Annotated in this window: 15 protein-coding genes, 1 tRNA gene and 1 pseudogene; 10 read left to right on the top strand and 7 right to left on the bottom strand. The window is 56.2% G+C overall.

The window, feature by feature from the left end; translation table 11 throughout:
• Positions 1–318: 318 nt before the first annotated feature.
• Positions 319–1,119 (bottom strand): SDR family NAD(P)-dependent oxidoreductase, encoded by an 801-nt coding sequence (locus SV7mr_RS21390; protein ID WP_145276524.1) that lies wholly within the window; start codon positions 1,117–1,119, stop codon positions 319–321.
• Positions 1,120–1,210: 91 nt separating this feature from the next.
• Positions 1,211–2,386 (bottom strand): aldose 1-epimerase family protein, encoded by a 1,176-nt coding sequence (locus SV7mr_RS21385; RefSeq protein WP_145276521.1) that lies wholly within the window; start codon positions 2,384–2,386, stop codon positions 1,211–1,213.
• A gap of 813 nt (positions 2,387–3,199) precedes the next feature.
• Between SV7mr_RS21385 and SV7mr_RS21380 the strand changes: the two genes are divergently transcribed.
• The 4 genes from SV7mr_RS21380 to ltrA all read left to right on the top strand — a co-directional run bounded on the left by SV7mr_RS21380 (position 3,200) and on the right by ltrA (position 9,042).
• Positions 3,200–4,210, top strand: coding sequence for a sugar phosphate isomerase/epimerase family protein (locus SV7mr_RS21380; RefSeq protein WP_419187726.1), 1,011 nt, complete (start codon positions 3,200–3,202; stop codon positions 4,208–4,210).
• Positions 4,211–4,288: 78 nt separating this feature from the next.
• The gene (locus SV7mr_RS21375) at positions 4,289–5,419 is read left to right on the top strand and encodes a Gfo/Idh/MocA family protein (RefSeq protein ID WP_145276519.1); all 1,131 of its coding nucleotides are present in this window, start codon (positions 4,289–4,291) and stop codon (positions 5,417–5,419) included.
• Positions 5,420–5,798: 379 nt separating this feature from the next.
• The gene (locus tag SV7mr_RS21370) at positions 5,799–7,049 is read left to right on the top strand and encodes an LL-diaminopimelate aminotransferase (protein ID WP_145276517.1); all 1,251 of its coding nucleotides are present in this window, start codon (positions 5,799–5,801) and stop codon (positions 7,047–7,049) included.
• A gap of 709 nt (positions 7,050–7,758) precedes the next feature.
• A complete protein-coding gene (gene ltrA / locus SV7mr_RS21360; RefSeq protein WP_419187725.1) occupies positions 7,759–9,042 on the top strand; it encodes a group II intron reverse transcriptase/maturase in 1,284 nt (427 codons plus the stop codon).
• 99 nt (positions 9,043–9,141) lie between these two features.
• Here ltrA and lnt read toward each other — a convergent pair whose 3' ends face one another.
• A complete protein-coding gene (lnt, locus tag SV7mr_RS21355; protein WP_145276515.1) occupies positions 9,142–10,869 on the bottom strand; it encodes an apolipoprotein N-acyltransferase in 1,728 nt (575 codons plus the stop codon).
• A 168-nt stretch (positions 10,870–11,037) separates the two neighbouring features.
• Here lnt and SV7mr_RS21350 point away from each other — a divergent pair, with 168 nt between their 5' ends.
• Positions 11,038–12,933 (top strand): serine/threonine-protein kinase, encoded by a 1,896-nt coding sequence (locus tag SV7mr_RS21350; RefSeq protein WP_145276513.1) that lies wholly within the window; start codon positions 11,038–11,040, stop codon positions 12,931–12,933.
• Between the two features lie 153 nt (positions 12,934–13,086).
• On the opposite strand, the gene SV7mr_RS21345 is transcribed toward SV7mr_RS21350, so the two are convergent.
• On the bottom strand, positions 13,087–14,688 hold the full coding sequence (locus tag SV7mr_RS21345; RefSeq protein ID WP_145276511.1) for an L-fucose/L-arabinose isomerase family protein: 1,602 nt from the start codon (positions 14,686–14,688) through the stop codon (positions 13,087–13,089).
• A 36-nt stretch (positions 14,689–14,724) separates the two neighbouring features.
• Positions 14,725–16,380, bottom strand: a complete 1,656-nt coding sequence (locus SV7mr_RS21340) for a ribulokinase (RefSeq protein WP_145276509.1) — start codon at positions 16,378–16,380, stop codon at positions 14,725–14,727.
• A gap of 339 nt (positions 16,381–16,719) precedes the next feature.
• On the opposite strand from SV7mr_RS21340, the gene SV7mr_RS21335 reads away from it, so the two are divergent.
• From SV7mr_RS21335 to SV7mr_RS21320, 4 genes and pseudogenes are all read left to right on the top strand, one after another.
• A complete protein-coding gene (locus SV7mr_RS21335; RefSeq protein WP_145276507.1) occupies positions 16,720–17,568 on the top strand; it encodes a hypothetical protein in 849 nt (282 codons plus the stop codon).
• Between the two features lie 58 nt (positions 17,569–17,626).
• Positions 17,627–17,700, top strand: a tRNA-Val gene (locus SV7mr_RS21330).
• A 588-nt stretch (positions 17,701–18,288) separates the two neighbouring features.
• Positions 18,289–18,714 (top strand): GxxExxY protein, encoded by a 426-nt coding sequence (locus SV7mr_RS21325; RefSeq protein WP_145276505.1) that lies wholly within the window; start codon positions 18,289–18,291, stop codon positions 18,712–18,714.
• 487 nt (positions 18,715–19,201) lie between these two features.
• Positions 19,202–19,555, top strand: a pseudogene (locus tag SV7mr_RS21320) (transposase); the annotation flags it as partial.
• 144 nt (positions 19,556–19,699) lie between these two features.
• On the opposite strand, the gene SV7mr_RS21315 reads toward SV7mr_RS21320, so the two are convergent.
• The gene (locus tag SV7mr_RS21315; RefSeq protein WP_145276501.1) at positions 19,700–21,523 is read right to left on the bottom strand and encodes a glycoside hydrolase family 2 TIM barrel-domain containing protein; all 1,824 of its coding nucleotides are present in this window, start codon (positions 21,521–21,523) and stop codon (positions 19,700–19,702) included.
• Between the two features lie 118 nt (positions 21,524–21,641).
• On the opposite strand from SV7mr_RS21315, the gene SV7mr_RS21310 reads away from it, so the two are divergent.
• The gene (locus SV7mr_RS21310) at positions 21,642–21,872 is read left to right on the top strand and encodes a hypothetical protein (protein WP_145276498.1); all 231 of its coding nucleotides are present in this window, start codon (positions 21,642–21,644) and stop codon (positions 21,870–21,872) included.
• A 58-nt stretch (positions 21,873–21,930) separates the two neighbouring features.
• On the opposite strand, the gene SV7mr_RS21305 is transcribed toward SV7mr_RS21310, so the two are convergent.
• Positions 21,931–22,515 carry a GNAT family N-acetyltransferase gene (locus SV7mr_RS21305; RefSeq protein ID WP_145276496.1) on the bottom strand — a complete coding sequence of 195 codons (585 nt, stop codon included), beginning with the start codon at positions 22,513–22,515 and terminating at the stop codon, positions 21,931–21,933.
• Between the last annotated feature and the right edge of the window lie 139 nt (positions 22,516–22,654).

Genomic DNA, 22,654 nt, shown 5'->3' with positions numbered 1-22,654 from the left:
CGCCACCCGTATCCAGATCAACGATTTCGCGCCCGAATCAAGGCAGGAGCCGTATGAGACAACACTCAAGTACGGATCTGTGCGGGGGGCGGCCGGAAACGGCCGTTCCTACCGTGACTTTCGTTGTGGCTGGCGGTTGGCGTTGCCAACCACTTCACCCTCACCTCGCCTAGGCTCGACTCTCCCGCCAGCGGGAGAGTTCAGTCAACGAATTCCCCATCAGCAACAACCTCCCGCTTGCGGGAGAGTTCAGTCAACGAATGGTCAGCTGTTTTGGCGTTCGCCAGAGTTTCCCGCAACACTAAACGGGCCTGCGGCTCATTGCTTGGCTTGCTGAGCTTCTTCGATGCGAAACATGTCTCGCCAAGGCAGCTGAATGCCGCCGTCGATGGTCAGCGTGCTGCCGGTGATGTATTCGCTTTCTTCGCGACATAGGAAGGCCACACCACGGCCAATTTCACGTGGCTCTCCGAGTCGGCGCCAGGGCAGCTTGGAAGATTCTTCGGCCAGCGTTTCTTCGGTAAAGAACTTTCGCTCGCCCGGTGTATTGATCCAGCCGGGGTGAATCAAGTTGCAGCGGATTCGGTGCTGGGAAAGCTCACAGGCAGCGGTTCGAGCCATTTGGTCGTTGGCTGCTTTGGCCATGTTGTAAGCCATCGCACCTGGCATCGCTAAATGGGCGTGCGGGCTGCTGATCACGACGATGTTGCCGCCCTGCCCTGCTTCGACCATTTTGGCAGCTCCCGCGCGGACCATGTAAAAGGCACCCCACATGCTGACATCAATCGTCCGCTGAAACTCTTTTAAGTCCGATTCCAGCATCAAGTGACGGTCGCTGTAGGCTGCGTTGCTGACCACGATGTCCAAGCCACCGAAGCGGTCGGCAATCTGGTCGATCATGGCTTCGACTTTGTCGTGTTCAGAGACATCGGCCTGAAAGGCTTGGGCGTCACCGCCGACGGCTTTGCACTCAGCGACGACCTGTTCTGCCAGCTCAACATCGTGCAGGTAATTTACCGCGACGGTGGCACCTTGGGAGGCCAGTTCGACAGCGATCCCGGCCCCGATTCCTCGTGCGGCCCCGGAGACGACGGCGCGTTTGCCTTTCAGTTGGCTCATGTGGTTCTCAATTGATCGTTAGAATGGAAAAGGGGACGGTGTCAGTGGCGCGGGGGATTCACCCCTGCTCTGCCTTAGGCGCTGCTCTGCCTTAGGCGCTGGGGGTCCAACCGGGACGCGGGGTGTCGTGAATCTTGGCAGGCTCATCGCCGGCGATTTCTTCAATTTTGGCTGCTGTTTCGGCCACAGCAGCGGCATTTTGCAAGGGCTGCAATGCCACGCGAAAACTGACCGTTTGGTCGGGGCGTAGTGAGATCACGCGTCCTTGCGACTCTTCATAACTACGAGCGTTGGGAAAGTTGGTTGCCGGTTCAAGTCCCGTGACGTAGCCATCGGCAAGGTCGCCCGTGTTCTTCCAGATGATGAATCGATCCAGGTTGCGCAAGCCAAAGGTGACACTCAGTCCTTGACTGGCGGCTTGGTTGGTCAACATGACGGTAGATTGCTGCATTTCATTGCCACGCAGTCGAGCAAAATAAACGCGTTCGCTGTAGCCCGATTCAGGACCATCGTATGCATCCCAGCGATCGATTTCGGTCGCGGCATGACTATCGCGAGGGGCAATCTCATCGACCGCCATGTGCAGCTTGGCACCTTTTTCCAGCAGCGGAGCACCGACGTTGATGTGGTACAGCAACTGCATGCTCTTTTCAGTTGAGCTCTCATTGGTGACTTCATCTAAGATTTCGACATCGGGCGATCCAGCATGGAATCGGATCCGACTGGTCAGGCGGAAGTTGGAAAAGAACAGGCGGCTCTCTTTCACTTGACCGATCAATTCCAGTCGACCAGACACTTCATCGAATTCGATCTCCAGCGAGTCCGCTGGCAGGTTGCCGATGCGACCATGCAGCGGATAAATCAAACGGCCATTGGCATCGTGTTCCGGTGCGCCGTTGCTTTCTAGACCGCAACGGACCAGCAGTTCGTCAAAGCCTTCTAGCCAGCCCAGGCCGTTGGGGTCATGGATCGGCACCAGCGACGGATGGACGGGCCCATCGACCGGTGACATCCAGCCGTAGTGCAATCCGCCGGATTCAAGGCTCCAAATTCCCATGCCTCGGCTGGGCAGAATGTGAACCACGACAGTTCCGGTATCAATCTGCACGATTTCCACACCATCGGCGCGACCGCCCACAAAGCGTCCGTGGCGCGTTTCGATGGTTCCCAGAGCGGTTTCCACCGACATCGTCAGCGGCGAATCAGCATCCCAGCTGACGCTTTTCAAACGATCATCGAGGCTTCGTGCGGTTCTGTTTTTTGCCATCGTGAAATTACGACCTTTAGAATTGGACTGTCAAACCAGAGCTCTGTTTTACTGATTCGAGTCCATTCTGGTAGGAGGGGAGCCCAGATTCCACCTAGAATGCGCGGGTCGACAACCGTTCGGTTTTCTACGGTGCTGTGCTGGCGCACACCGAGTTGACGCCGGCCGTTCGTGGTCGGGCTGGCGATGCAGCCGTGTTTTTCCCCTGCCAGCCCCGCTGGCTGAGGGGTTGGCAGGGGCCGGGAGTTGGCCGGCTGAGACGAATTGCCGGGTTGTGGTGCCTCCCCTCATTTTAGCCAAGGGGGTTGCCGCTCCCCGCTTGCCCAGTCGAATTAGCTTCCCAAATCGCCATTCAGGGATCTGTGAACGGGTGTTTCACTGCCCAAATCGGGCTCTTTGACGGTGGCATTCTTGCCGTAAAGCCGTCAAGACAATACAACATGCCCTGAGAGTAACGGTCCGTCTTCGACGTCTACGGATTCTCAACCGCCAGTCCAATCGACTCTGTGGACTGCGAAGCGAGGCAACGGTCCCGTTGGGCGTTTCGATCTTAGATTCCGTACTGGATGCTGGCGAGATCTTCGGCATGATTCAGTCGATGATCGAATGCCTTGATTGTCCTTGCGCAGCAGCGCACGGGATCCCAACGCTCGCACAAGATCGGTGTTCCTCTGGCAACGGCTGCATCGGCCGTTCGAGTTGCCAAGGCCTGCCATCTGCCCAACGCGGGGGCCGGATTGCAGCGTCTGAATCGTAAACAGGATCTTCCTGCCTCTGACTTTCCTTCCCTTACCTCTTATTGATTGAATCAACATGAAACTTCATAACGCGATGTGGCCTGGACTAGTCGGCAAAGGTGATGACGAAGGTCAAGAGCCGCCAATCAGCTTGGAGCACATGCTGGACCTGACCGCTGCCGCTGAAGTCAATGGTCGTAAGTACGACGGCATTGATTACTTCTTGTTCCATCCCCATACCGATCCCCAAGCCAGTGACGACGAGCTGCGTAAGATCGCGGATTTGATTCAATCCAAAGGGTTTGCCGTCGGTTCATTGGTTGCACCGGTTTGGCCTGGCACCGTTGGTGATTCAGCGATGGGTGACAAGGAGCAGACCGACAAGTTTCTTGAGGCTGTGAAGATGGCTTGCCGTATCGCCGGCATCTTCAACGAGCATGGGGTTCGCCAGTACGGAGTGATCCGCATCGACAGTGCTGAGTTCGGTGTCGAAAAGTGGCGTGAAGATCCACAAGCGAACACCAAGAAAATCGCCAACACGTTCCGTGAAGCAGCCAAAATCGCAGCCGATCATGGCGAGCGTTTGGCTGCCGAAGGCGAAATCTGCTGGGCCGGCATGCATAGCTGGAAAGACATGCTGGATCTGTTAGAAGAAGTCGGCATGCCGGAATCCTTGGGCTTCCAAGCTGACCTGGCGCACACTTATCTGTACCTGATGGGGTACAACGCTTCCGAGCATGCGTTGCTACAAGAGGGCTATAGCGACGACGAGTTCTACGCCGCCTACGAAAACATGACTGACAAGTTGCGTCCTTGGACGATCGACTTTCACGTCGCTCAGAATGATGGTCAAGTTCACGGCGCTGGCAGCCATGACAAGACCGGAAAGCACTGCCCTGCCGATGATCCCAACGGTAAGTTGGACATCGTCAAGTGTGCTGGTTACTGGCTAAAAGACGCCGAGCAACGCGGTATCAAGCACATCTGCTGGGATGGCTGCATGTTCCCCAACGCGACTTTGGAAAAGCCAGAAACTTGGAACACCATTCTGGACACCATGATTAAGGTTGACGATTCGCTGAATTAATTGGATCGATCCGATTGATCTCAGCGCACGACAGACCAACCCTTTCCATTACTACTACTTGCTTCGATAAATCTTGATATGAAACCTTTGAATATTGGTATGGTCGGCTATGGCTTCATGGGCCGTACCCACAGCAACGGTTACTCACAAGCCAATCACTTCTTTGATTTGGAATACAAACCGGTTCTTAAAGCGGTTTGTGCTCGCAACAAAGACAAGGCGCAGGCCTTTGCTGATCAGTGGGGCTATGAGTCAGTCGAAACCGATTGGCGCGAACTGCTTAAGCGTGACGATATCGACGCCATCGATATTTGTACTCCCAATAACTTGCACAAAGAAATCGCTATCGCCGCTGCCGAAGCTGGCAAGATGGTGCTGTGCGAGAAGCCGCTTTCGATGGACACCGCCGAAGGCGAAGAAATGGTTGCAGCGGTTGAAAAAGCCGGTGTTGCCAACATGGTTTGGTACAACTACCGACGCGTTCCTGCGGTCACGCTGGCCAAGCAACTGATCGACGAAGGCCGATTGGGACGCATCTTTCACTACCGCGCAAACTTCCTGCAGGACTGGACCATTAGCGAAGATGTCCCACAAGGTGGTGAAGCCACGTGGCGACTGGATGCCGAAGCCGCTGGCAGTGGTGTGACCGGTGACTTGTTGGCGCACTGTATCGACACCGCGCTCTGGCTAAACGGGGACATCACTGATGTTTCCGCAATGACTGAAACGTTCATCAAGCAGCGGACGCATAGCGAAACCGGTGAAACCCAGGAAGTCAAAATTGACGATGCCTGTGCGTTTCACTGTCACTTTAAAAATGGTTCCTTGGGCCTCTTCGAATCCACACGCTATGCGCGTGGGCACAAAGCCTTGTACACCTTGGAAATCAATGGTGAACATGCTTCGATTCGTTGGGATCTGCATGACCTGCATCGCCTTGAGTACTTTGATCACCGCGATGACTCCATCGTTCGTGGCTGGCGCAGTGTTCACATCAGCGACGGTGATCAGCCTTACATGGGCAACTGGTGGGTGCCAGGTTTGAACATCGGCTATGAGCACACGTTCATTCACCAAGTCGCCGACTTCTTGAAGTCCTTGGAAACCGGTGAGCCGATTGAGCCAAGTTTCCGCTCGGCTCTGGAAACCCAGAAAGTCTGTGACGCCGTGTTGGCAAGTGCCGCCGAGCGTCAGTGGAAAGACGTTTAAGGCCAACGCTCCAGCGATTCGCCCTCCCGGTCTCGGGAGGGCCAGTTCTAAGCGGGCCCAGTTCTAAGCGGGCCCAGTTCTAAGCGGGCCCAGTTCTAAGCGGGCCCAGTTCTATGTGGGCCCCATCCGTGCGGTCCCCGCGAGCGTGCTTGCATGCGTCTTTTCCCTCTGGACCGCGTTTGACGCACGCATTGGGACGACCGGCTTTCGCTCGTCGCGGTGACTCTGCAATCCGCCGCTCTCCAATCCCGCCTTGGCTTTGATTGGCTCCAAGCACTCCCCGGCCGGCGGGATTCTCTCTATGATTGTGCCCTCGCAGGCCTTTCCCGCGACGTGTTTTTTCGCACCCTTCAATCCCTCGTAGCGCCCCTAGAACCCAATGAGCAGCGATAACTCCACTCAGGACCCCTACTTCCAGAAACTGTTTGCCGAGCGGATTGGCGGTGAAAACTACGGCAAGGGCACCGAGATCTACAAGTTTGAAAAGATCAAACGTGCCAAACGAAACGCGCTAGACGCTCATCCCAATCGCCAATTGCTTGACTTTGGTATCGGCGAAAACGACGCCATGGCCGATTCGGCCGTCCGCGAGGTGATGAAGCAGGAAGTCGATCTTGCCGAGAACCGTGGCTATGCTGACAACGGCGTTGCTGAATACAAGCAAGCCGCAGTTCGCTTCATGCAACGCCACTTCGGTGTCGAACTGAGCGAAAGTCAGGTCAATCACTGCATCGGCAGTAAGCCCGCCTACGCCATGTTGCCGGCTTGTTTCATTAATCCTGGTGATATCACGATGATGACCGTGCCAGGTTATCCCGTGGCTGGGACTCACACACGCTATTACGGTGGCGAAGTGTATCGATTGCCATTGCTGGCCGAGAATGATTTTCTGCCCGATCTGGATTCGATTCCGGATGACATTTATGCCCGGACCAAGATGCTGGTCATCAATTATCCCAACTCGCCCACCGGTCGTTTGGCACCGCAATCGTTCTTCGAAAAGGTCGTCAAGCTCGCCAAGGAAAAGCAGTTTATCGTCGTTCACGACGCGGCTCACATCTTGCTGACCTTTGATGGCAAGCCAACCAGTTTCTTGCAAACTCCCGGTGCACTGGATGTTGGCGTCGAGGTTCACTCGATGAGCAAGGGTTACGACATGATCGGCTGGCGGATGGGATTTGTCGCTGGTAACGAACGGATCGTTTCAGCGTTCTCCGACGTGAAAGATAACAGCGATAGCGGTCAATTCATTGCAACTCAGAAAGCGGCTGCAGCGGCTTTAGACGATGACTCCATTCCACAGCGAATTAACGACAAGTACCGTCGCCGGATGGAGAAACTGGTTGCTGTGCTAAAAGAGGTCGGCTTTGATTGTCAGATGCCGGGAGGTTCTTACTTCCTGTACACACCCTCGCCAACGGGATGTGAAGGCGGCGAGAGCTTCGCAGCAGCTGAAGATGCAACGCGTTACTTGATCGAAGACCTAGGCATTGTCACCGTTCCATGGGATGACGCAGGTGCTTATCTGCGTTTCAGTGTCACCTACGTTGCCGGAAGTGAAGCCGAGGAAGATGCCTTGATGGAAGAGACCAAAAAGCGTCTCACCGCAGCCAAGCTAACCTTCGCGTAACATTTACGCCGCTAAGAAACAGCTGATGATTCGTTGACTGCACTCTCCCGCAAGCGGGAGGGTGTTGTTGATGGGGCCATTCGTTGACTGCACTCTCCCGCTTGCGGGAGAGTCGAGCCTAAGCGAGGTGAGGGGAGTGCCGGGATAAAACCGGATTGAGATAGGGAATGAAAGTGTCCTACGTAGAAAGTCTAGCCAACTGCTATGGCCTCCATCGGAGGTGCAGAGAGGGTAACCGATCTGTGCTGAGCGTCCGACAAGGGGGGAAACGCAGGCCAGCTATTGAGCTCCGAAATCTGAACTTCCGTGTGCCGACCTGGTCCCTCTATGGGGAAGGCAACACCGATGGGTTCGTCATTAGGCGAGAACCCATCGGACACGGCGGAGTCACGAGAACCTGCGCATGCGTGGAAATCTCAATCGCGAGAACCGGGAGATCCGATCGGCCACTGGCAAGTATCCAGTGCGGGCAGCGAACCGTCCAGCGGGAAAGGCTGCCATGAACGCTGATCGGAAGTCGGATGAGTCCATAGTACTGCCGACACAGGCGAACAACGCCGGAACTGAACCGGCCGCGGAGTCTGTCGAGGAAAGGGACTCAGCCAAGATGAGCACCTCGCAGCACGATCGACCCCGAACTTCGAGTCGGACCAAGCGTCGTTCTCGCGGGCTGCTGGGTGTGCGCGAAACAGCGCGGGACTGTCCTGCGTTGAAGTTCGAGAACCTGTTGCATCACATCAACGTTCCCCTGCTGCACGAGGCCTTCGATGATTTGAAGAAATCTGCCGCAGCGGGCATCGACGAGGTGACTTGGCAGCAGTACGAGCAAGACCGAGAAGCCTCGATTGAGGCTCTACACGGTCGTATTCACCGGGGTGCCTACCGAGCGAAGCCCTCCAAGAGAATCTACATTCCCAAAGCCGATGGCCGGCAACGTCCGATCGGCATCACGGCCCTGGAGGACAAGATTGTCCAAAAGGCAACCGGGTGGGTCATGCAGTGCATCTACGAACAGGATTTTCTCGGATTCAGTTATGGTGGCCGTCCTGGTCGCGGCGCTCACGATGCACTCGATGCGTTGTGTGTCGGCGTGAGCAGCAAAAAGGTGAACTGGATTCTGGACGCCGATGTGAAAGGCTTCTTTGACAACGTGGACCACCAATGGCTCATGAAGTTCATCGAGCATCGCATTAGCGACAAACGGAGTCTCCGTCTGATCGGAAAATGGCTTCGAGCCGGTGTCAGCGAAGACGGTGAGTGGTCCAAGACGACGGTGGGGACTCCGCAAGGAGCGGTGATCTCGCCGCTGCTTGCGAACATCTATCTTCACTATGTGTTGGACTTGTGGATCGACCACTGGCGAAGACAGCGCGGCCGCAAGGACGTCGTTGTGGTTCGGTACGTCGACGATTTTGTGATTGGGTTTGAGAGCAAAGCTGATGCTGAAATGTGCCTGGAAGCACTCCGGGAACGTTTCGGTAAGTTCGGCCTTGAGCTTCATCCCGAAAAGACTCGCTTGCTCGAGTTTGGTCGTTATGCGATCGAGCGTCGATCTGAGCGAGGAGACGGTCGACCGGAGACGTTCGATTTTCTCGGTTTCACGCACCGCTGTGATACCAGCCCAAAGACGGGATGGTTCATGATTCGCCGCGAGACGATCGCGAGCCGGATGGCTCGTACCCTCTCGGCAATCAAGGCGGAGCTTCGTCGTCGGCGACACCAGTCAGTCGGCCAACAAGGTCGGTGGCTGGGTAGTGTGGTCCGCGGCTGGCTGGCCTACTATGCCGTCCCAGGCAATGTGAGCCGCCTACGTCGATTTCGAGACGAGGTTAGCCGACTATGGTTGCGTACGCTTTGTCGTCGCAGCCAACGGCATCGCTGGCCTTGGCCTCGCATGAAACGGTTGCTGCTGACCTACCTCCCTCACGCCAAGGTACGCCACCCGTATCCAGATCAACGATTTCGCGCCCGAATCAAGGCAGGAGCCGTATGAGACAACACTCAAGTACGGATCTGTGCGGGGGGCGGCCGGAAACGGCCGTTCCTACCGTGACTGAAGTGGTTGGCAACGCCAACCGCAATTCCCCCCCCCTCAAAAAACGTGGCGAACGCCAAAACAGCTGATCACCAGTGTCCCTAAAAACGCCAGCCCACACACGGCGGCTGGATAATCGGCGAACGTGAGCACGGCACTCTGACGCGAATCAATCTGTGGTCTCGCAATCAGTGTGCCTTCTTGACCCTGCTGGACTTCTTCCACGATCCGACCGCAACTGTCGATCCAGCAGGTGGGGCCGTTATTCGCAGCCGATAACAGTGGCTTGCGGCAAGCCACTGCCAGCAGTTGTGCACAGCGTTTGTGATGCTGCACGACGCTGGAGTCGTCGAACCAACCATCATTGGTCACGGTGACGATCACCGTTGGCGTTGGTTGATTGTCTTGGCCACGCAATTCACGTAGCTGATTGATCGCGACGCGTTCCACAGCCGTTTCAATGCAGATGTTGGGCAGGACGGTCGCTTCGCCCACCTGCATGGCAGCGGCGCCCTTGCCGGTTGACAGTCCCAAGCCATCGGGGATCCAGTGCTTGATCACCGGAAGACTGGTCAACAAAGGCACATACTCGCCAAACATCACCAAGTGGTTCTTGGCATACCACTGAACCACCTTGCCTTCGGAATCCAGATGAATCAAGCCGTTGTAGCCATCGATGCCAGTTTCATAGCTGACCACGGCGCAGCCCACCATGAGATCTGGCAGCGTTTGGTTTTCCGGTAGCATGATGGCGAGGTTCTGCATGATCGATGACGCGCGAAACAGAAATTGATCGCGACGCATTTCGCAGAGTTCATTCAATTGTTCGGGAGTGTACTCCAGTTTGTCTGCTGCCTGTGGTGACGCCTGGCCATCGATCCATGGGAGCCCCGCGGTGAACATTGACTCTGGCCACACCACCACGTCAAGCGATTGGTTTGCCGATTGCACCGCTTGGGCGGTCTGTCTGAGGCAACCGTGAAAGAGCTCTAAACTGCGCTCTTCATTCTGTTCGAACTCAATCGACTCGGCGCGACCGATCAAGGCAAACGTGGTCTGCCCATCTTGTAAGGGCTGGCCAAGTCGATAGTTGCCGTACCAAGTCGTCGCGGCGACCAAGGCAATGGCAATCATAAAGGGGACGAACAGCCGTTTGCTGTTCACGCTGTCTCTTAGTTGATACCAACGAATCAGCGCAAAACCGGCCGCGCTGCAACTGGTAAGCACAAACGACACCGCATAAGTGCCTGCTAGGTCGGCAATCTGGATCATGATCGGAACCTCCGCCAAGGCGTGGCCGAGCATTGCGACAGAGATGCCGGTCAGCAAATAGTTGCGCACCCATTCGCCGCCGACCCAGATCACCGGTGATAACAGTGCCAGCATCAATGGCCGGTCCCGAAATGCTCTGAGTGCCAGCACAAACAGCAGCGGATAAACGGCCAAATATGCCGCCATCAAGATCCACATTGGCACAATCAATGGATGGGCGAATCGCAGCCCCTGCAGGGCCAACAGCCAGTAGGCGAATCCAGCGAGGTACAAGATCAAGTAGCGTCGCTTGCTGATTCGCTGATCCATGTTGGCGATCAGCATCAGCGGAGTCAAAGCAATCAGTGCCGCGGGCCAGAAACCGGTCGGAGGACCGCTCAGCCAAAGGCAAATCGCGGGAATCGCCGCCAGCAGCGTCCAGGTTCGTGTGGAAACCGTCGGCGGCTTATCGGCCCTGCCGTTCGTGCCAGAGCCTGCGTCCAGAGTGCTTGCGGATTCTGCTGAAGTATTCATAGCGGCATGTTAGGCCATGGCGGCAACTGCAGGGAACATCAAATCGCCAGCCAATGCTCTGGCAAGTCGTGTAAATGTATTGACCGAACTGTTTGTTGTGTGGCTGGGATTGGCTAGAATGGAGCTCTCGACTTTGGCTTCTCTCTCTCATTACGGCTGACCGCTTGCATGTCGATTCCTGAATTTCTGGGGCCTTATCGAATTGGCCAGTCCATCGGCAAAGGCGGAATGGGGTCTGTCTATAAGGCCAAACAAATCAAAACCGACGAACTGGTGGCCGTCAAATTGATTGCCACCCAGGTCTCCGATGACATGCGGTTCCGCCGACGGTTCCACAGCGAAGTGGAAACGCTCAAGATGCTCCGGCATCCAAACATCATTCGATTGTTGGGATACGGTGAAGAACAAGGCATGCTGTTTTACTCGATGGAGTACGTCGAGGGAGAAACCCTGCAGCAGCGGATTCGCAGCGCCAAGCGACTGCCTTGGAGAGAGGCGGTTCGATATGCGATTCAGATCAGCTCGGCGCTCAATCATGCTCACTACATTGGCGTGACTCATCGTGATCTCAAGCCGGCCAACCTGATCATTGGCGGCGACCAGCAGATCAAGTTGGTTGATTTTGGAATCAGCAAGATCTTTGGGAATGATCAAACCGCCGAAGGTTCCATTCTTGGTACCGCCGATTACATGGCGCCCGAGCAGGTGGATCAATCGAGCATCACCTCCAAGACGGACCTGTATTCGCTGGGCTCGGTCGTGTATGCCATGCTTGCTGGCCGCCCACCGTTTCGTGGCAAGAATCTGACGGAAGTCCTGACTGCTTTGGTCAGCAAAGAGCCGGCGATGTTGGACTTGGTCGATCCTGAATTGCCCAGCGACTTGGTCCAACTGGTCGACGAGCTGTTGAAGAAGTCTCCGGCCGATCGGCCTCCTACTGCGCTCGCGGTGATGAACCGCTTTCAAGCCATTTTGGATTCTGATGGAGAATCAAGTCAGCCCCATCCATTCTTGCTGGGCAATCTGCCAGATGCACCCGAGCCTTCGCCGCACACCAGCAAAGGCAATGTTTCAAAACATGGCGATCCCTATAGCACCGAGGCGACCGACGCAACGGTGGCTTGGTCACAATCCGATCAGACGGGCTCCACTGATTTTTCCATCGCTGACCCCGAGGCCCCCACGCGGTACACCGCTGGCCCGGAGGTTAAGCAGAAAACAATCAAGCAGAAGGCCATTCAAAGATCAGCAACAGAGCATTCCCAGCCTGTCGGTGGTGGCCTTTCGGGCGACACCAACTATGAGCCCGGTAACACCCATTTTCAGACCGTCGTTGAAGAGGCATCGCAGGTCAAAGGCGCTCAGCGAGGCGACGCGGATCAACCGCATCCGTTTTGGAATGTCGTGTCAGTTGTTGCCTTGGTCGGACTGCTGCTTGGTTGTGGCTACTTTGTTTGGCTGACGGCGCAGCCCACCACCGCGGACCAGTTGCTGGACGAAATCAATTTGGCGCTCGAAGCGGATCGAGATCCAAAACGCGAAACGCTGAACGATTTCCTGACCCGTTTTCCAGATCGTCCCGAAGCCAGTATGGTCAGCGACTTGCTGGTGGATGCTCGTATCACAGGGGTCGAGAAGCGATTGACGCTAAAAGCAAAACTGCGGTCCGGAGAACAGCCACTGGTTGAAGAAGCGTACCTACAGGCCTTGGCCGTGCGCAGACAGCAACCGCAAGAAGCCAAGAGGAAGCTGGAGCAGTGGTTGGCCATCTTTGAAACCCAAGTTGATCCCAACGACGCTGAGCTTGGCGACCTGCCCGAAATCGCCAAGATTGCCATCGCCAGGTTTCAGCGACGCATCGATCTGGCGCTCAAAGAAGGCATTGACCCCGGGCAGCAAGACCCCAGAGTGCTCAGTTTGATGGAGCGGATCGATGAAGCCGCAACGCTACCGGAGGAAGCTCGGCAGGCTCGCTTGCAAAGTGTTCTCGATTCCTTCGGCGATCAAGACTGGGCAGAGCCAGCCGTCACGCGCGCCGAGAAACTGATGCGTGAATCGCCCTAGGGCTTGCTGAAATAAGCTCGCGCTGCTGACAACGTTTGGCAGAGCACCCTCTGGCGAACGCCTGTGCAGCAGATGATCTTTGCTCTCACCGAGCTTTGCCCGAAACCGCATGTGCAACACCTGCGGCGTTCGGAGGTTTGACCGTTCCCCTGACTACACGATTCCGCAGAGGTTGACTTGGATCCCCAGTTGCTCGGCGGCCAGTGCTTTGGCATTCATGGCTTCGACGGCCTCGGCCGGTGAGTTGGCGTAGGCAACCTGAATGTGATTGGCTTTGTGCCGAGCCATCATTTGGTTGCGTGTGATCCCGTTAAACACGGCGTGCATGATAGGCCACTGGGGTGTTGTCGACTGCCAGCGACGCTCGGTTTCTTCACGCGGCAATTCGATTGCTTCGGCGATCCCAATGTCCATGTGCAACGCGTCTTCTTGCACAAAGACACGCGACCAGATCACTGGGCCAGGTTTGCTGATGCCGCGAACGGTGCTGCCGCCGTTTGGGAAATACATCGCCGGCTGGCGAAAACCTTCTGCGGCCGCCCAGCCACCGGCAAAGTGAGAGGCGGGAGTGGCACCGCTGATCTCCAAGACCCAAACTTCCTGGTCCGTTGTACCCGACGCGTCCTTGTCGCTCCAACGCAGATCGTGCAGCGTGTTCTCAACCGGTTGGCCAAGCGTTTGATGGATGCGTTGTGTCAGCAGTCCGTCCAAGCCCGCGCACTGATCGACTTCATTAAAGTGAGTCAGCGGCTGGCCAGCGTACAGTTCGCGTGTGCCATCGCGCGACAGCACCGGCGGGCGAACCGAATCATTCAGCATGCCTTCGACCAAGTCGCTGGCCGGGGACAGATCCTTGAGTCCCTGTTGATACTGGATGCCAATCAGATCGCAACCAAAATCGTCCGCAATCCGCATCGCGGCGATGTACATGCGGCACTGATCCAGGATCTGAGCATCGGTCAAGTCAGAGGCGTGATCGGGGCCGGTATGAAACGTCATCCCCGCCTCATCTAACCACGTGCGGACCGCTTGGGCTTCGTCATCAGCGACCTGTGTGGATTCGTAATACAGTGCACTTTGGCTGAGACGTTCCTTGAACACGCCGGTTGGGTTCAGCAGGTGATCGGGGATGATCGCATTGAACATTCCCATGCAGCCTTCATCAAAGACGCCCATGATGGCTTTGCCACCTTTTAATGTTTGGGCAACCGCCTGGCCAGCTTGCTTGGATTTTTCGCTAATCGAAGAGGCGTCAAAGGGGCGAACATGAGACGTGTCGTGTTGCACTGTCCCGGTTTCTAGCCAACGCTTTAGCTCGCCCAGGAACCACTCATCGCCAAAGCTCTCGCTCCACAGTGAACTGTAGGGCACACCGGCTTTGGTCAGTGACCCGTTCAGGTTTAGCAAACCAACCAATCCCGGCCACTGACCGGACCAGTTGGCCACCGTTAGGATTGGGCCGCGATGCGTCGAGAGGCCCGCTAAAACGTGATGCGAATACTGCCAGACCGCTTCGGCGACAACGATCGGTGCTTCGGGGTCGATGTTGGCGAAGACATCCAGCCCTTGTCGCTGGGAATCGATAAAGCCGTGTCCTTGTTCGGGATCAAATTGATGAGCGCGCTCAACGCTCTGGCCGAAAGACTCGATCGCGGCAATCAAACTCGCTTCCATCGCTTGCTGTGCTTCCCAGCAGACGCGGTTGGCTGAATTGCGTAAGTCGCCAGAGGCGATCAGGGCGATAGGAGCGGTCATGGTTGGGATTCCAGTGCGCGGTTTTGGGGGAGGAAACTAATGGGAGGAGTCAATGGATTGGGTTGACGGAAGCTGGCGGCGAAGGTCCGCTAGCTGGCGGTATTGCTGGTAACACTGATCGTAGGCCGCTCGCAGTTCTGAGTTTGGCTGGACGATGGTTTCTTTTCCGGCTGGCACTGCCGCCATCGCGGTCGCTGCAGCTTCGATGTCAGCAAAACCTGAAGCCTCCGTTCCCGCGGCAACCATGCCCAACACGGCCGCGCCAACCGCTGGGCCTTGTGTCGAGGGATGGATTTCAATCGCGTGCCCCAAGACATCTGCGTAGACTTGAACCAAGGCCGGATTGTGGTGCGGCAGGCCGCCGGTGGCAACCAGCCGGTCGACGGGAATGCCGGCTTCTGTAAAGAGTTCCACGATCCAGCGCAACCCGAAAGCCGAGGCTTCGAGCAAGCTGCGATACAGGTGTGCAGGAGTGGTTCCCAGCGTCAAGCCATGGAACATGCCAGTCAGTGCTCCGTCCATCAGTGGCGTTCGGCAACCGTTCATCCAGTCCAGGCAACGCACACCATCGCTGCCCGGTGGCAATTCCATGGCGTCTTTTGACAACTGATCAAAGCTGGTTAGATTCAAGAGCTTCAACAGCCAAGCAAACGCATCGCCGACGGCTGCCTGTCCCGTTTCATAGCCAAAGAAGCCCGGCAAGATGCCTCCGTCCACAATCCCTGCGACGCCATTGACGGGTTGCATGTTCACCGAGTTCAGCATGTGGCAACTGCTTGTCCCCATGACCATGACCAGCGTGCCTGGTTTGGCAGCACCCACGCCCGGGACGGCGCTGTGAGCATCAATGGTTGCGGTAGAGACCGCGATCCCGGCGGGCAGTCCCAGTCGCTGGGCCATCGCGGGGCTCAACTTGCCAGCCGCTTCGCCCGGTGAACGCATCACTCCCGGCATCTTGTTGGCAACGATCAGGTTCAGTTCCGGATGCAGAGCCGCAAAGAAGTCCGTGTTGGCATAGCCTTCATCCGATGACCATAAAGCTTTGTAGCCAGCCTGGCAGGTTGATCGCGTCAGTTGATCTGCGTCACAGCCAACGAGTTGCCAGACCAGCCAGTCGCCGGCTTCCAGCCAAACTTCGGCGGCTTCGGCAACGCCGGGGGCGACTTCTAATGTTTCCAGCAATTTCGGAAAGAACCACTCCAACCCGATCGTGCCTCCATAGCGTGACAGGAAACTGTCGGCACGCTCGGTGGCCAGGCGATTGATGCGTTCGGTCTGTTCCACTGCACCATGGTGTTTCCAAAGCTTGGCCCAGGCCATGGGCACGTCTCGCAGTTCGCTCAGTTGGCACAGCGGAGTGCCATTGCGAAGCGTTGGCAGCATGGTGCAGCTTGTGAAGTCAACGCCGATGCCGACAATCCGCTCGGGGGCAATGTCACTTGATGCGATGGCTTGCTGGACCGCTTGTTGCATGGAGTCCAACCAGTCAGCGGGCCATTGGAACGCGAATCCATCGGGCAGTCGCTGCTCACTGCCTGGAAGTCGCTCAGTGACTTGTCCATGGGAGTAATCTGCAACCGCTTGAGCATGTTGTCGACCCTGGCAATCAATCAAGACCGCGCGGACGGATTCGGTACCAAAGTCCAAACCCAAAGCGATGGGCGTTTGGTCAGACGAGCTTACAGAGTTCATGTTGCCAGCATGCCATGAGGGAGGAGGGAGAGGTGGCACTTCGGCGGTTGTGTTTGTGGGGAAAACCACCTGAAGAAGGCCGTCTGTTGTAACCTTTCTGATCGGATTCGACCAGCCGTCCACTCGCTGGTGCGGGGGCGTCTTTGTGCGGGACGTCTCTGTGCGGGACGTCTCTGTGCGGGACGTCTTTGTGCGGGGGCGTTTCTGGTCCCGCAATGAAACCAGCGTGCAAGGCCCCAGCATCAGGCAGCATTCATTTACACTGTTGTCTGTTCGGCTGTTTATTTATTCGGCTGCTGTTGCGTTGTTTGTTTTTCTTCACTGGTGAGGACTGATGCCATGATCCGCTGCTTGCTTGCGATGACTCTGTTGACGACCAGCTTGGGAGCGTTTGTTCAGGCGGTGGATGCTGGCGAGCTAAGACTGTCTTGGCAGAAGCGTTATTTGGAAATTTCCGGCGACGAGCTTCCCGGTGATGTGATTCGGATTCATTACTTGGAGGCCTATTGCCGGCCTGGTTCCACCGATCAGGAGTGGGGCAAGACCGTGATTCCTCATGAGAGTCAATTGGTTGATCAGGCCGATGACGGCAAGCGGATCAAGATTCGTGATCGGTTGGCCGACGGCGTCGTGGTCGAGCATTTGATCGAGGCCGCAGGGCAGGAGGTGAGCTTTACGGTGACGGCGACCAATCCCACCGATCAGCCCTCGTTGGCTCATTGGGCTCAGCCTTGCATGCGAGTCGACAAGTTCACCGGCACCGACCCCAAGGATTCGCGATTGACTGAGCCGCCGTACATTAAAAAGTGTTTCCTGATGGTTGATGGCAAGTTGACACGATTGCCGACCAAGCCCTGGGCGTTGCAGGCCAGGTACGTGCCGGGTCAGGTCTACGCACCGGCGTCCGTGGATCGAAACGACGTGAACCCTCGGCCGCTTAGTTCTGTCATTCCATCGAGTGGGCTGACCGGGTGTTACTCCGCGGATGAGCAGACCCTGTTGGCCATTGCTTGGCGACCGTATCAAGAAGTTTTTCAAGGTGTGATCACCTGCATGCACAGTGATTTTCGCATCGGCGGGCTCAAGCCGGGCGAGAGTAAAACGATTCACGGCAAGCTGTACGTGCTCCCCAGCGATGAAGGGGAATTACTGAAGCGATACCAGCGTGATTTCCCGGCCGAATCGTGACTTTTCGATCGGCCAGAAGGTTGCTAAACTGGACGCACACGCATCAAAGCGTCTTCAAGGGCGATTGGCTCAGTTGGTTAGAGCGCTGCTTTCACACGGCAGAGGTCACAGATTCGAATTCTGTATCGCCCACTTCTTAAATGGCCGTTCGGCCCGATTTCTTGTTGCCTGATTGGCAAAACCGTAGGGTGCTGTGCTTGCACGCCCCAGTCAACTGCACTCTCCCGCTTGCGGGAGAGTCGAGCGTCAACGAGGTGAGGGTGAAGTGGTTGGCAACGCCAACCGCAATGCCCCTTTCAAAAACCGTGGCGAACACCAAAACGGCTGATGAGCTCGTCGCTGATGTTTCCTCATTAGCTGCTTGGGAGATGGCGTCATGATGAAAGTGTCACGCGGGGGCGCGGAGGCGCGGAGTGCCGTCCATTTATTTCCAGCACCCTCCTCCGCGCCACCGCGTCTCCGCGTGAGTCCTAAATCCCTGGGATTGGCATGGAATTAAAAACGGGAAACGATCGGATTGTCGATCTGCATCGGGAGATGTCGTCCATTTATTTCCAGCGCCCTCCTCCGCGCCACCGCGTGAGTCCTACTCCCTGGGATTGACATGGAATTAAAAACGGGAAACGATCGGATTGTCGAGCTGCTTGGGCGATGGCGTCATGATATTGGGATGTGTGCAGTTTCGTCTGTGCACCTGTGATCAACACGGAGAGTAAAAGGATGGAATTGGACGAAATCACTGGGATTGTGATTGATGAGTCGATACGGATTCATAAAGAGCTGGGGCCGGGCTTAATGGAATCGGTTTATGAGGTGGTGCTGGCGCGCGCTCTGGAGCGACGTGGCTTGAGAGTTCAACGGCAAAAGACCGTTGAGTTTGAATATGACGGGATGTTGTTTCAGGAGGGGTTGAGAATTGACTTACTGGTTGAAGATTGCGTGGTGGTGGAATTGAAATCAGTTGAGAAGTTGGCGCCGGTGCATGCGAAACAAACCTTGACGTACATTCGGCTGATGAATCTTCAGGTGGGATTGTTGATTAACTTTGGTGGCGCCACGTTGAAAGAGGGTTTGAAGCGGATCGTTAATCAATTGTCGCCACAGCAGTCATCGGTCTTGCGGGTGAACCGGGAGGGCAGGTCATGAAAAGCATGCAAGCAGTAATCAGGCACGATTGACCACATTTCGCACCATGCTTTGAATCGCGATGCGGCGACTCTCGTGCCGCTGGGAGTGCCTTGGTTTTAGTGTGCCGAGTGAACTTGCGTCACACATTCCCAGTGGTCGAGACGCTGGTTCCGATGGCAATCAATCAAAATTGGAAAGCACTACCCCCGCCGAATGCATCGATGGATCGTATTTGGCGTGGTTGCTACGTGGATCAAGGGGGCGGCATTGGGCCGCATCGGTGAAGCTGCTCAGGGGACGAAGGTGTTGAGAATGGACGCATGGATTTCGGTTCAACGTCCCATTCCTTCCATTGATGAACCACTTGAAATCGTGGCAACGGTGAAGAAATAGTAGGCGACATTATCTCAGCATCAATCCCAAGCCGAGCGAGTCATCGACCTTCTCCAAGAGCGCCGCACGGCTCTCATCTCCGCCGCCGTCACCGGCAAGATCGACGATGCCTGGTATCGGCGATGTGACATCAGCAACGATCATTGCAGAGTTACCAGAGCTTGGCGACCTGAACCGACGGGAAATCGCCTCGCTCGTTGGACTAGCACCGTTCAACCGGGACAGCGGGCAGATGCGAGGCAAGCGTTCGATTTTTGGAGGCCGTGGATCAGTGCGATCGGCGCTCTACATGGCCGCACTGAGTGCTCGCCGATACAACCCAGCGATCGCAGCCTTCTCCAAGAGACTGACCGAACAAGGCAAGCCTCCAAAGGTCGTTATTACCGCATGCATGCGCAAAATACTCATCACACTCAACACAATGGTCAAAACAAATTCAACATGGGAAAATCCACAAAACGCTTGACATCTAACACAGCCGCTCCCGCTGGCGGGAGGGTGTTGCTGAAAAGAACCGTTGACTGAACCCGCTCCCGCTGGCGGGAGGGTGTTGCTGATTGGGCGTGGTGAACGCCAAAACAGCTGATGGGAACTGGGCTGGCGGCTGGGGTTAGGGAACGTACTGAATTTGGTCTATGTAAAAGACGACGGGGGTGCCCTGGCCGGCGAGGGAGTATCCGAAGCCGGTCTTGATGCGACGGAGGTCTTTGCCCGTCAGGTCGATGCGGTACTTTTTCCATTGTGAAGTCAATCGCACTTCGGGCAAGTTGGCCCGCGCACTGTCAACGTAGGGTTGATCGCCCTCAATTCCACCGACTTGAAAGTTGACGACCTCACCGCCCTTTTCACCACGAGCCCAGAACTCTAACGCCCTTGCTCCACTCAGATTCAAACCTCCGGGAAGCTTACCGTCCCAGTCTTGTTCCGGTGATTGCCAAAGCACTCCGCTCCAATCTTGACCGGCATTGTATTGAACTTGCAAACACGACTTGCCGGTCTTGGCTTGGTCTTTGTGATCGGGGACAAGCTTGATGGCCTGTGTGTTTCCCATGTGACCCGAGGGAACATAAACATCGCCGCTCTTGGATTCCCCATACACGACGTAGGGTAGCTTGGCTTTGGGAGCATCGACGGGCTTGACGGGTGCATCAACATGGAACGGCAAGTTTGCCACCGCTGCGCCTTTGCTGGCATCGCGAACATAGGCGTACAGTCGATAGCCACCCCCATTTTCCGGAATCGTTACTTTGGCTTGATACTGCTCGGCGACGTTTCCAGGTTGGACGTCGATCGCATCGCGAATCGACGCTTCAGCGGCTTGGGCATCACCGCCCACTCCAATCGTCCCGGCGTCGCTTCGCAGCACCCAGGTCACTTGTAATTCATCTTGCTCGGGGTCAATTGCCTTCAGAGTGGCCAGGAAGGATTGGCCCGGTTTGAAGCGTCCGGTTTGGTCTGCCTGCAAGGCCTGGATCTGGGGGCATCGATTGGCCACAGGTTTCCCGGTCCACGCTTGACTGAGCGCGTCAATGGCTTGCAAGCGACTGCCATCGGGTAGCAGCATGCCAAACCAAGTTGCTGTGGTTTCTTGCTTCTGTCCCCATAAGAACGCGTAGGTGCCCAGGCATTGATCGGCATCTTGCTGGGCCGTCGATTGATAGCCTGCCAGGTAGCGTTGGGCCTTGACTGTACTGGTCGCTTCCATCGGGCTGCCCCAGTCTGTCTTGCCAACTTCCCAAGGACCGTTCGGCCCGTGCTCGGTGACAATGTAGGGCTTTTTGATTCCAGACTCTCGGTAGCGTCCGGCCAGGGACGGAATGCCTGCATAGGAGTTCACGCCGACGATATCAACGTTGGGGCAGAAGCGATCAATGCTTTGAAGTTTGTGTTCGCCCAGTTCAGCGATCACGGTCATCGTGGGATGATTGGGGTCAATGGCTTTGATCTCTCGCGCAATCTGATCCACGGCCATCCAGATCGAGGGATCTTTTCCGTCGCCTTCCATTTCATTGCCAATGCCCCAGAGCAACACGGCGGGGTGGTCCTTGAAACGTTTGACTGCGGCAAGGCAGCGCTCCGCTTGTGTCAGCACGCTGGATTCGTCGTGATAATTGAATCCATGTCTGGGATGCCCCAGCCACATGCCGACACAGACCTTCAAGCCCTGTTGATGAGCTTTGTCCAGCAGCGGTTCGATGCCTTCAAAGTCCCAGGTGCGAATGGAGTTGCCGCCCTGCTGGGCCAGCAACTCTAGCGACTCGCTGCCGCCGACGCCTTTGACGCGAAACGGTTGGCCATCAACGATCAGTTGGAACGCCGCGCCATCCTGTTGGAGTTTGACGACAGATTGCGCAGCAACGGGGCTGCTGATGATCGCAGCGAGTGCGAACATCCAGCTACAGAAACATGTGAATCGGTGCAAAGCAATGGTCATCGGCGGGTCACCTAGGGCAGACTGTTAGCAAGTCGAATAGAATGGCGTCATTCTAATTCCTATTTTCCAGCGTTCCACACCCCTGTTCGGTGTCAAAACGCAACGCAAGGGGGCACCGATGAAGCACTTTAAGCTTGCCATGATTGTTTCTGCGATTGTTTTTCCATTGGGGATCATCGCCGGCTTCATCGCTCTGTACACGTTGTTTCAGCTGGACATTCCCAATCGCCAAAAAGAGAAGCGTGCCGGCATGATTGGATCAGGGCTGGGCGTGTTGATTCCGGCGATCGTGGCACCGTTCTGGTTGTACGGTGCAGCAAAGTTGGGCAAGGAGCGACGCGGTGGGTGAGCGTCGATAGAGTGGCTGATCCGTTGAACGCGATTCTGGTCACGAGGTCGTCACGAGTTCAAACACATTCGCGAGCACCGGTAACGTCTGCGGCTTTGTAGACGATCTTGGTCCGATGGAATCCTTTGCGATGGTACAGGCGGATCGCACCTTCGTTTTCGGTTGTCACTTCGAGATGCATTCTGGGCAGCCCCATGGCGCGAAAGCCACTGGCGGCATTGGCAAGCAGCACACTGCCTAAGCCTTTGCCTCGATGATCTGGATCGATGCCCAGGTTTTGGATCGCGCCCCAGCCATCAAGGCTCAGTCCTTGAATCGTGCCGACAGGGTGCCAGTGAACGGGGCCGTCTGGTTCGCTCTGGATGCGATGGCGAATCAGCCATGTTGCCGCCGGGACAAAATCTGAGCGGTTGCTGATCTCTTTCATCAACCGCAGGCAGCCTTCCAAATTGGAGAGGCACGGAAAGACAATCGCGTCAAGCTCCTCGCGAAAGCTGTTGAATTTTGCCTGGGCATGTTCGCGAATCAGGCTGGGTGCGAAGGGGACCAGAAAGTAGTCCTCTGGCAAACGGGGCGCATGGTCAGACTGCCAGTCACGGAGGCTGGATTCCATGCGATAGCGTTTGAAGTACGTGATTCCCATAGCCCTCAAGTGTAACACGCGGATAAGCTTGGTTGGGGTAAATTGCCGTTGCCGATTGGTTATCCCACCCTCAGCGGTCGCCTGCTTTGTCCAATCGGTTCAGTTTGGCTTTTGGGATTTCAGCCAGCCGGTGAGGTGG

The sequence above is a fragment of the Stieleria bergensis genome (assembly GCA_007745635.1).
GTDB classification, from domain to species: Bacteria; Planctomycetota; Planctomycetia; order Pirellulales; family Pirellulaceae; genus Stieleria; species Stieleria bergensis.
This window is presented reverse-complemented; position numbering and strand designations above follow the sequence as displayed.

Coding starts and splice junctions, on each gene's coding strand:
- SV7mr_RS21310 (WP_145276498.1), top strand. CDS start 21,642: ATGAAGCACTTTAAGCTTGCCATGATTGTTTCTGCGATTGTTTTTCCA.
- SV7mr_RS21325 (WP_145276505.1), top strand. CDS start 18,289: ATGGAATTGGACGAAATCACTGGGATTGTGATTGATGAGTCGATACGG.
- SV7mr_RS21315 (WP_145276501.1), bottom strand. CDS start 21,523: ATGACCATTGCTTTGCACCGATTCACATGTTTCTGTAGCTGGATGTTC.
- SV7mr_RS21380 (WP_419187726.1), top strand. CDS start 3,200: ATGAAACTTCATAACGCGATGTGGCCTGGACTAGTCGGCAAAGGTGAT.
- SV7mr_RS21385 (WP_145276521.1), bottom strand. CDS start 2,386: ATGGCAAAAAACAGAACCGCACGAAGCCTCGATGATCGTTTGAAAAGC.
- SV7mr_RS21370 (WP_145276517.1), top strand. CDS start 5,799: ATGAGCAGCGATAACTCCACTCAGGACCCCTACTTCCAGAAACTGTTT.
- SV7mr_RS21350 (WP_145276513.1), top strand. CDS start 11,038: ATGTCGATTCCTGAATTTCTGGGGCCTTATCGAATTGGCCAGTCCATC.
- SV7mr_RS21305 (WP_145276496.1), bottom strand. CDS start 22,515: ATGGGAATCACGTACTTCAAACGCTATCGCATGGAATCCAGCCTCCGT.
- lnt (WP_145276515.1), bottom strand. CDS start 10,869: ATGAATACTTCAGCAGAATCCGCAAGCACTCTGGACGCAGGCTCTGGC.
- SV7mr_RS21390 (WP_145276524.1), bottom strand. CDS start 1,119: ATGAGCCAACTGAAAGGCAAACGCGCCGTCGTCTCCGGGGCCGCACGA.
- SV7mr_RS21335 (WP_145276507.1), top strand. CDS start 16,720: ATGATCCGCTGCTTGCTTGCGATGACTCTGTTGACGACCAGCTTGGGA.
- SV7mr_RS21375 (WP_145276519.1), top strand. CDS start 4,289: ATGAAACCTTTGAATATTGGTATGGTCGGCTATGGCTTCATGGGCCGT.
- SV7mr_RS21340 (WP_145276509.1), bottom strand. CDS start 16,380: ATGAACTCTGTAAGCTCGTCTGACCAAACGCCCATCGCTTTGGGTTTG.
- SV7mr_RS21345 (WP_145276511.1), bottom strand. CDS start 14,688: ATGACCGCTCCTATCGCCCTGATCGCCTCTGGCGACTTACGCAATTCA.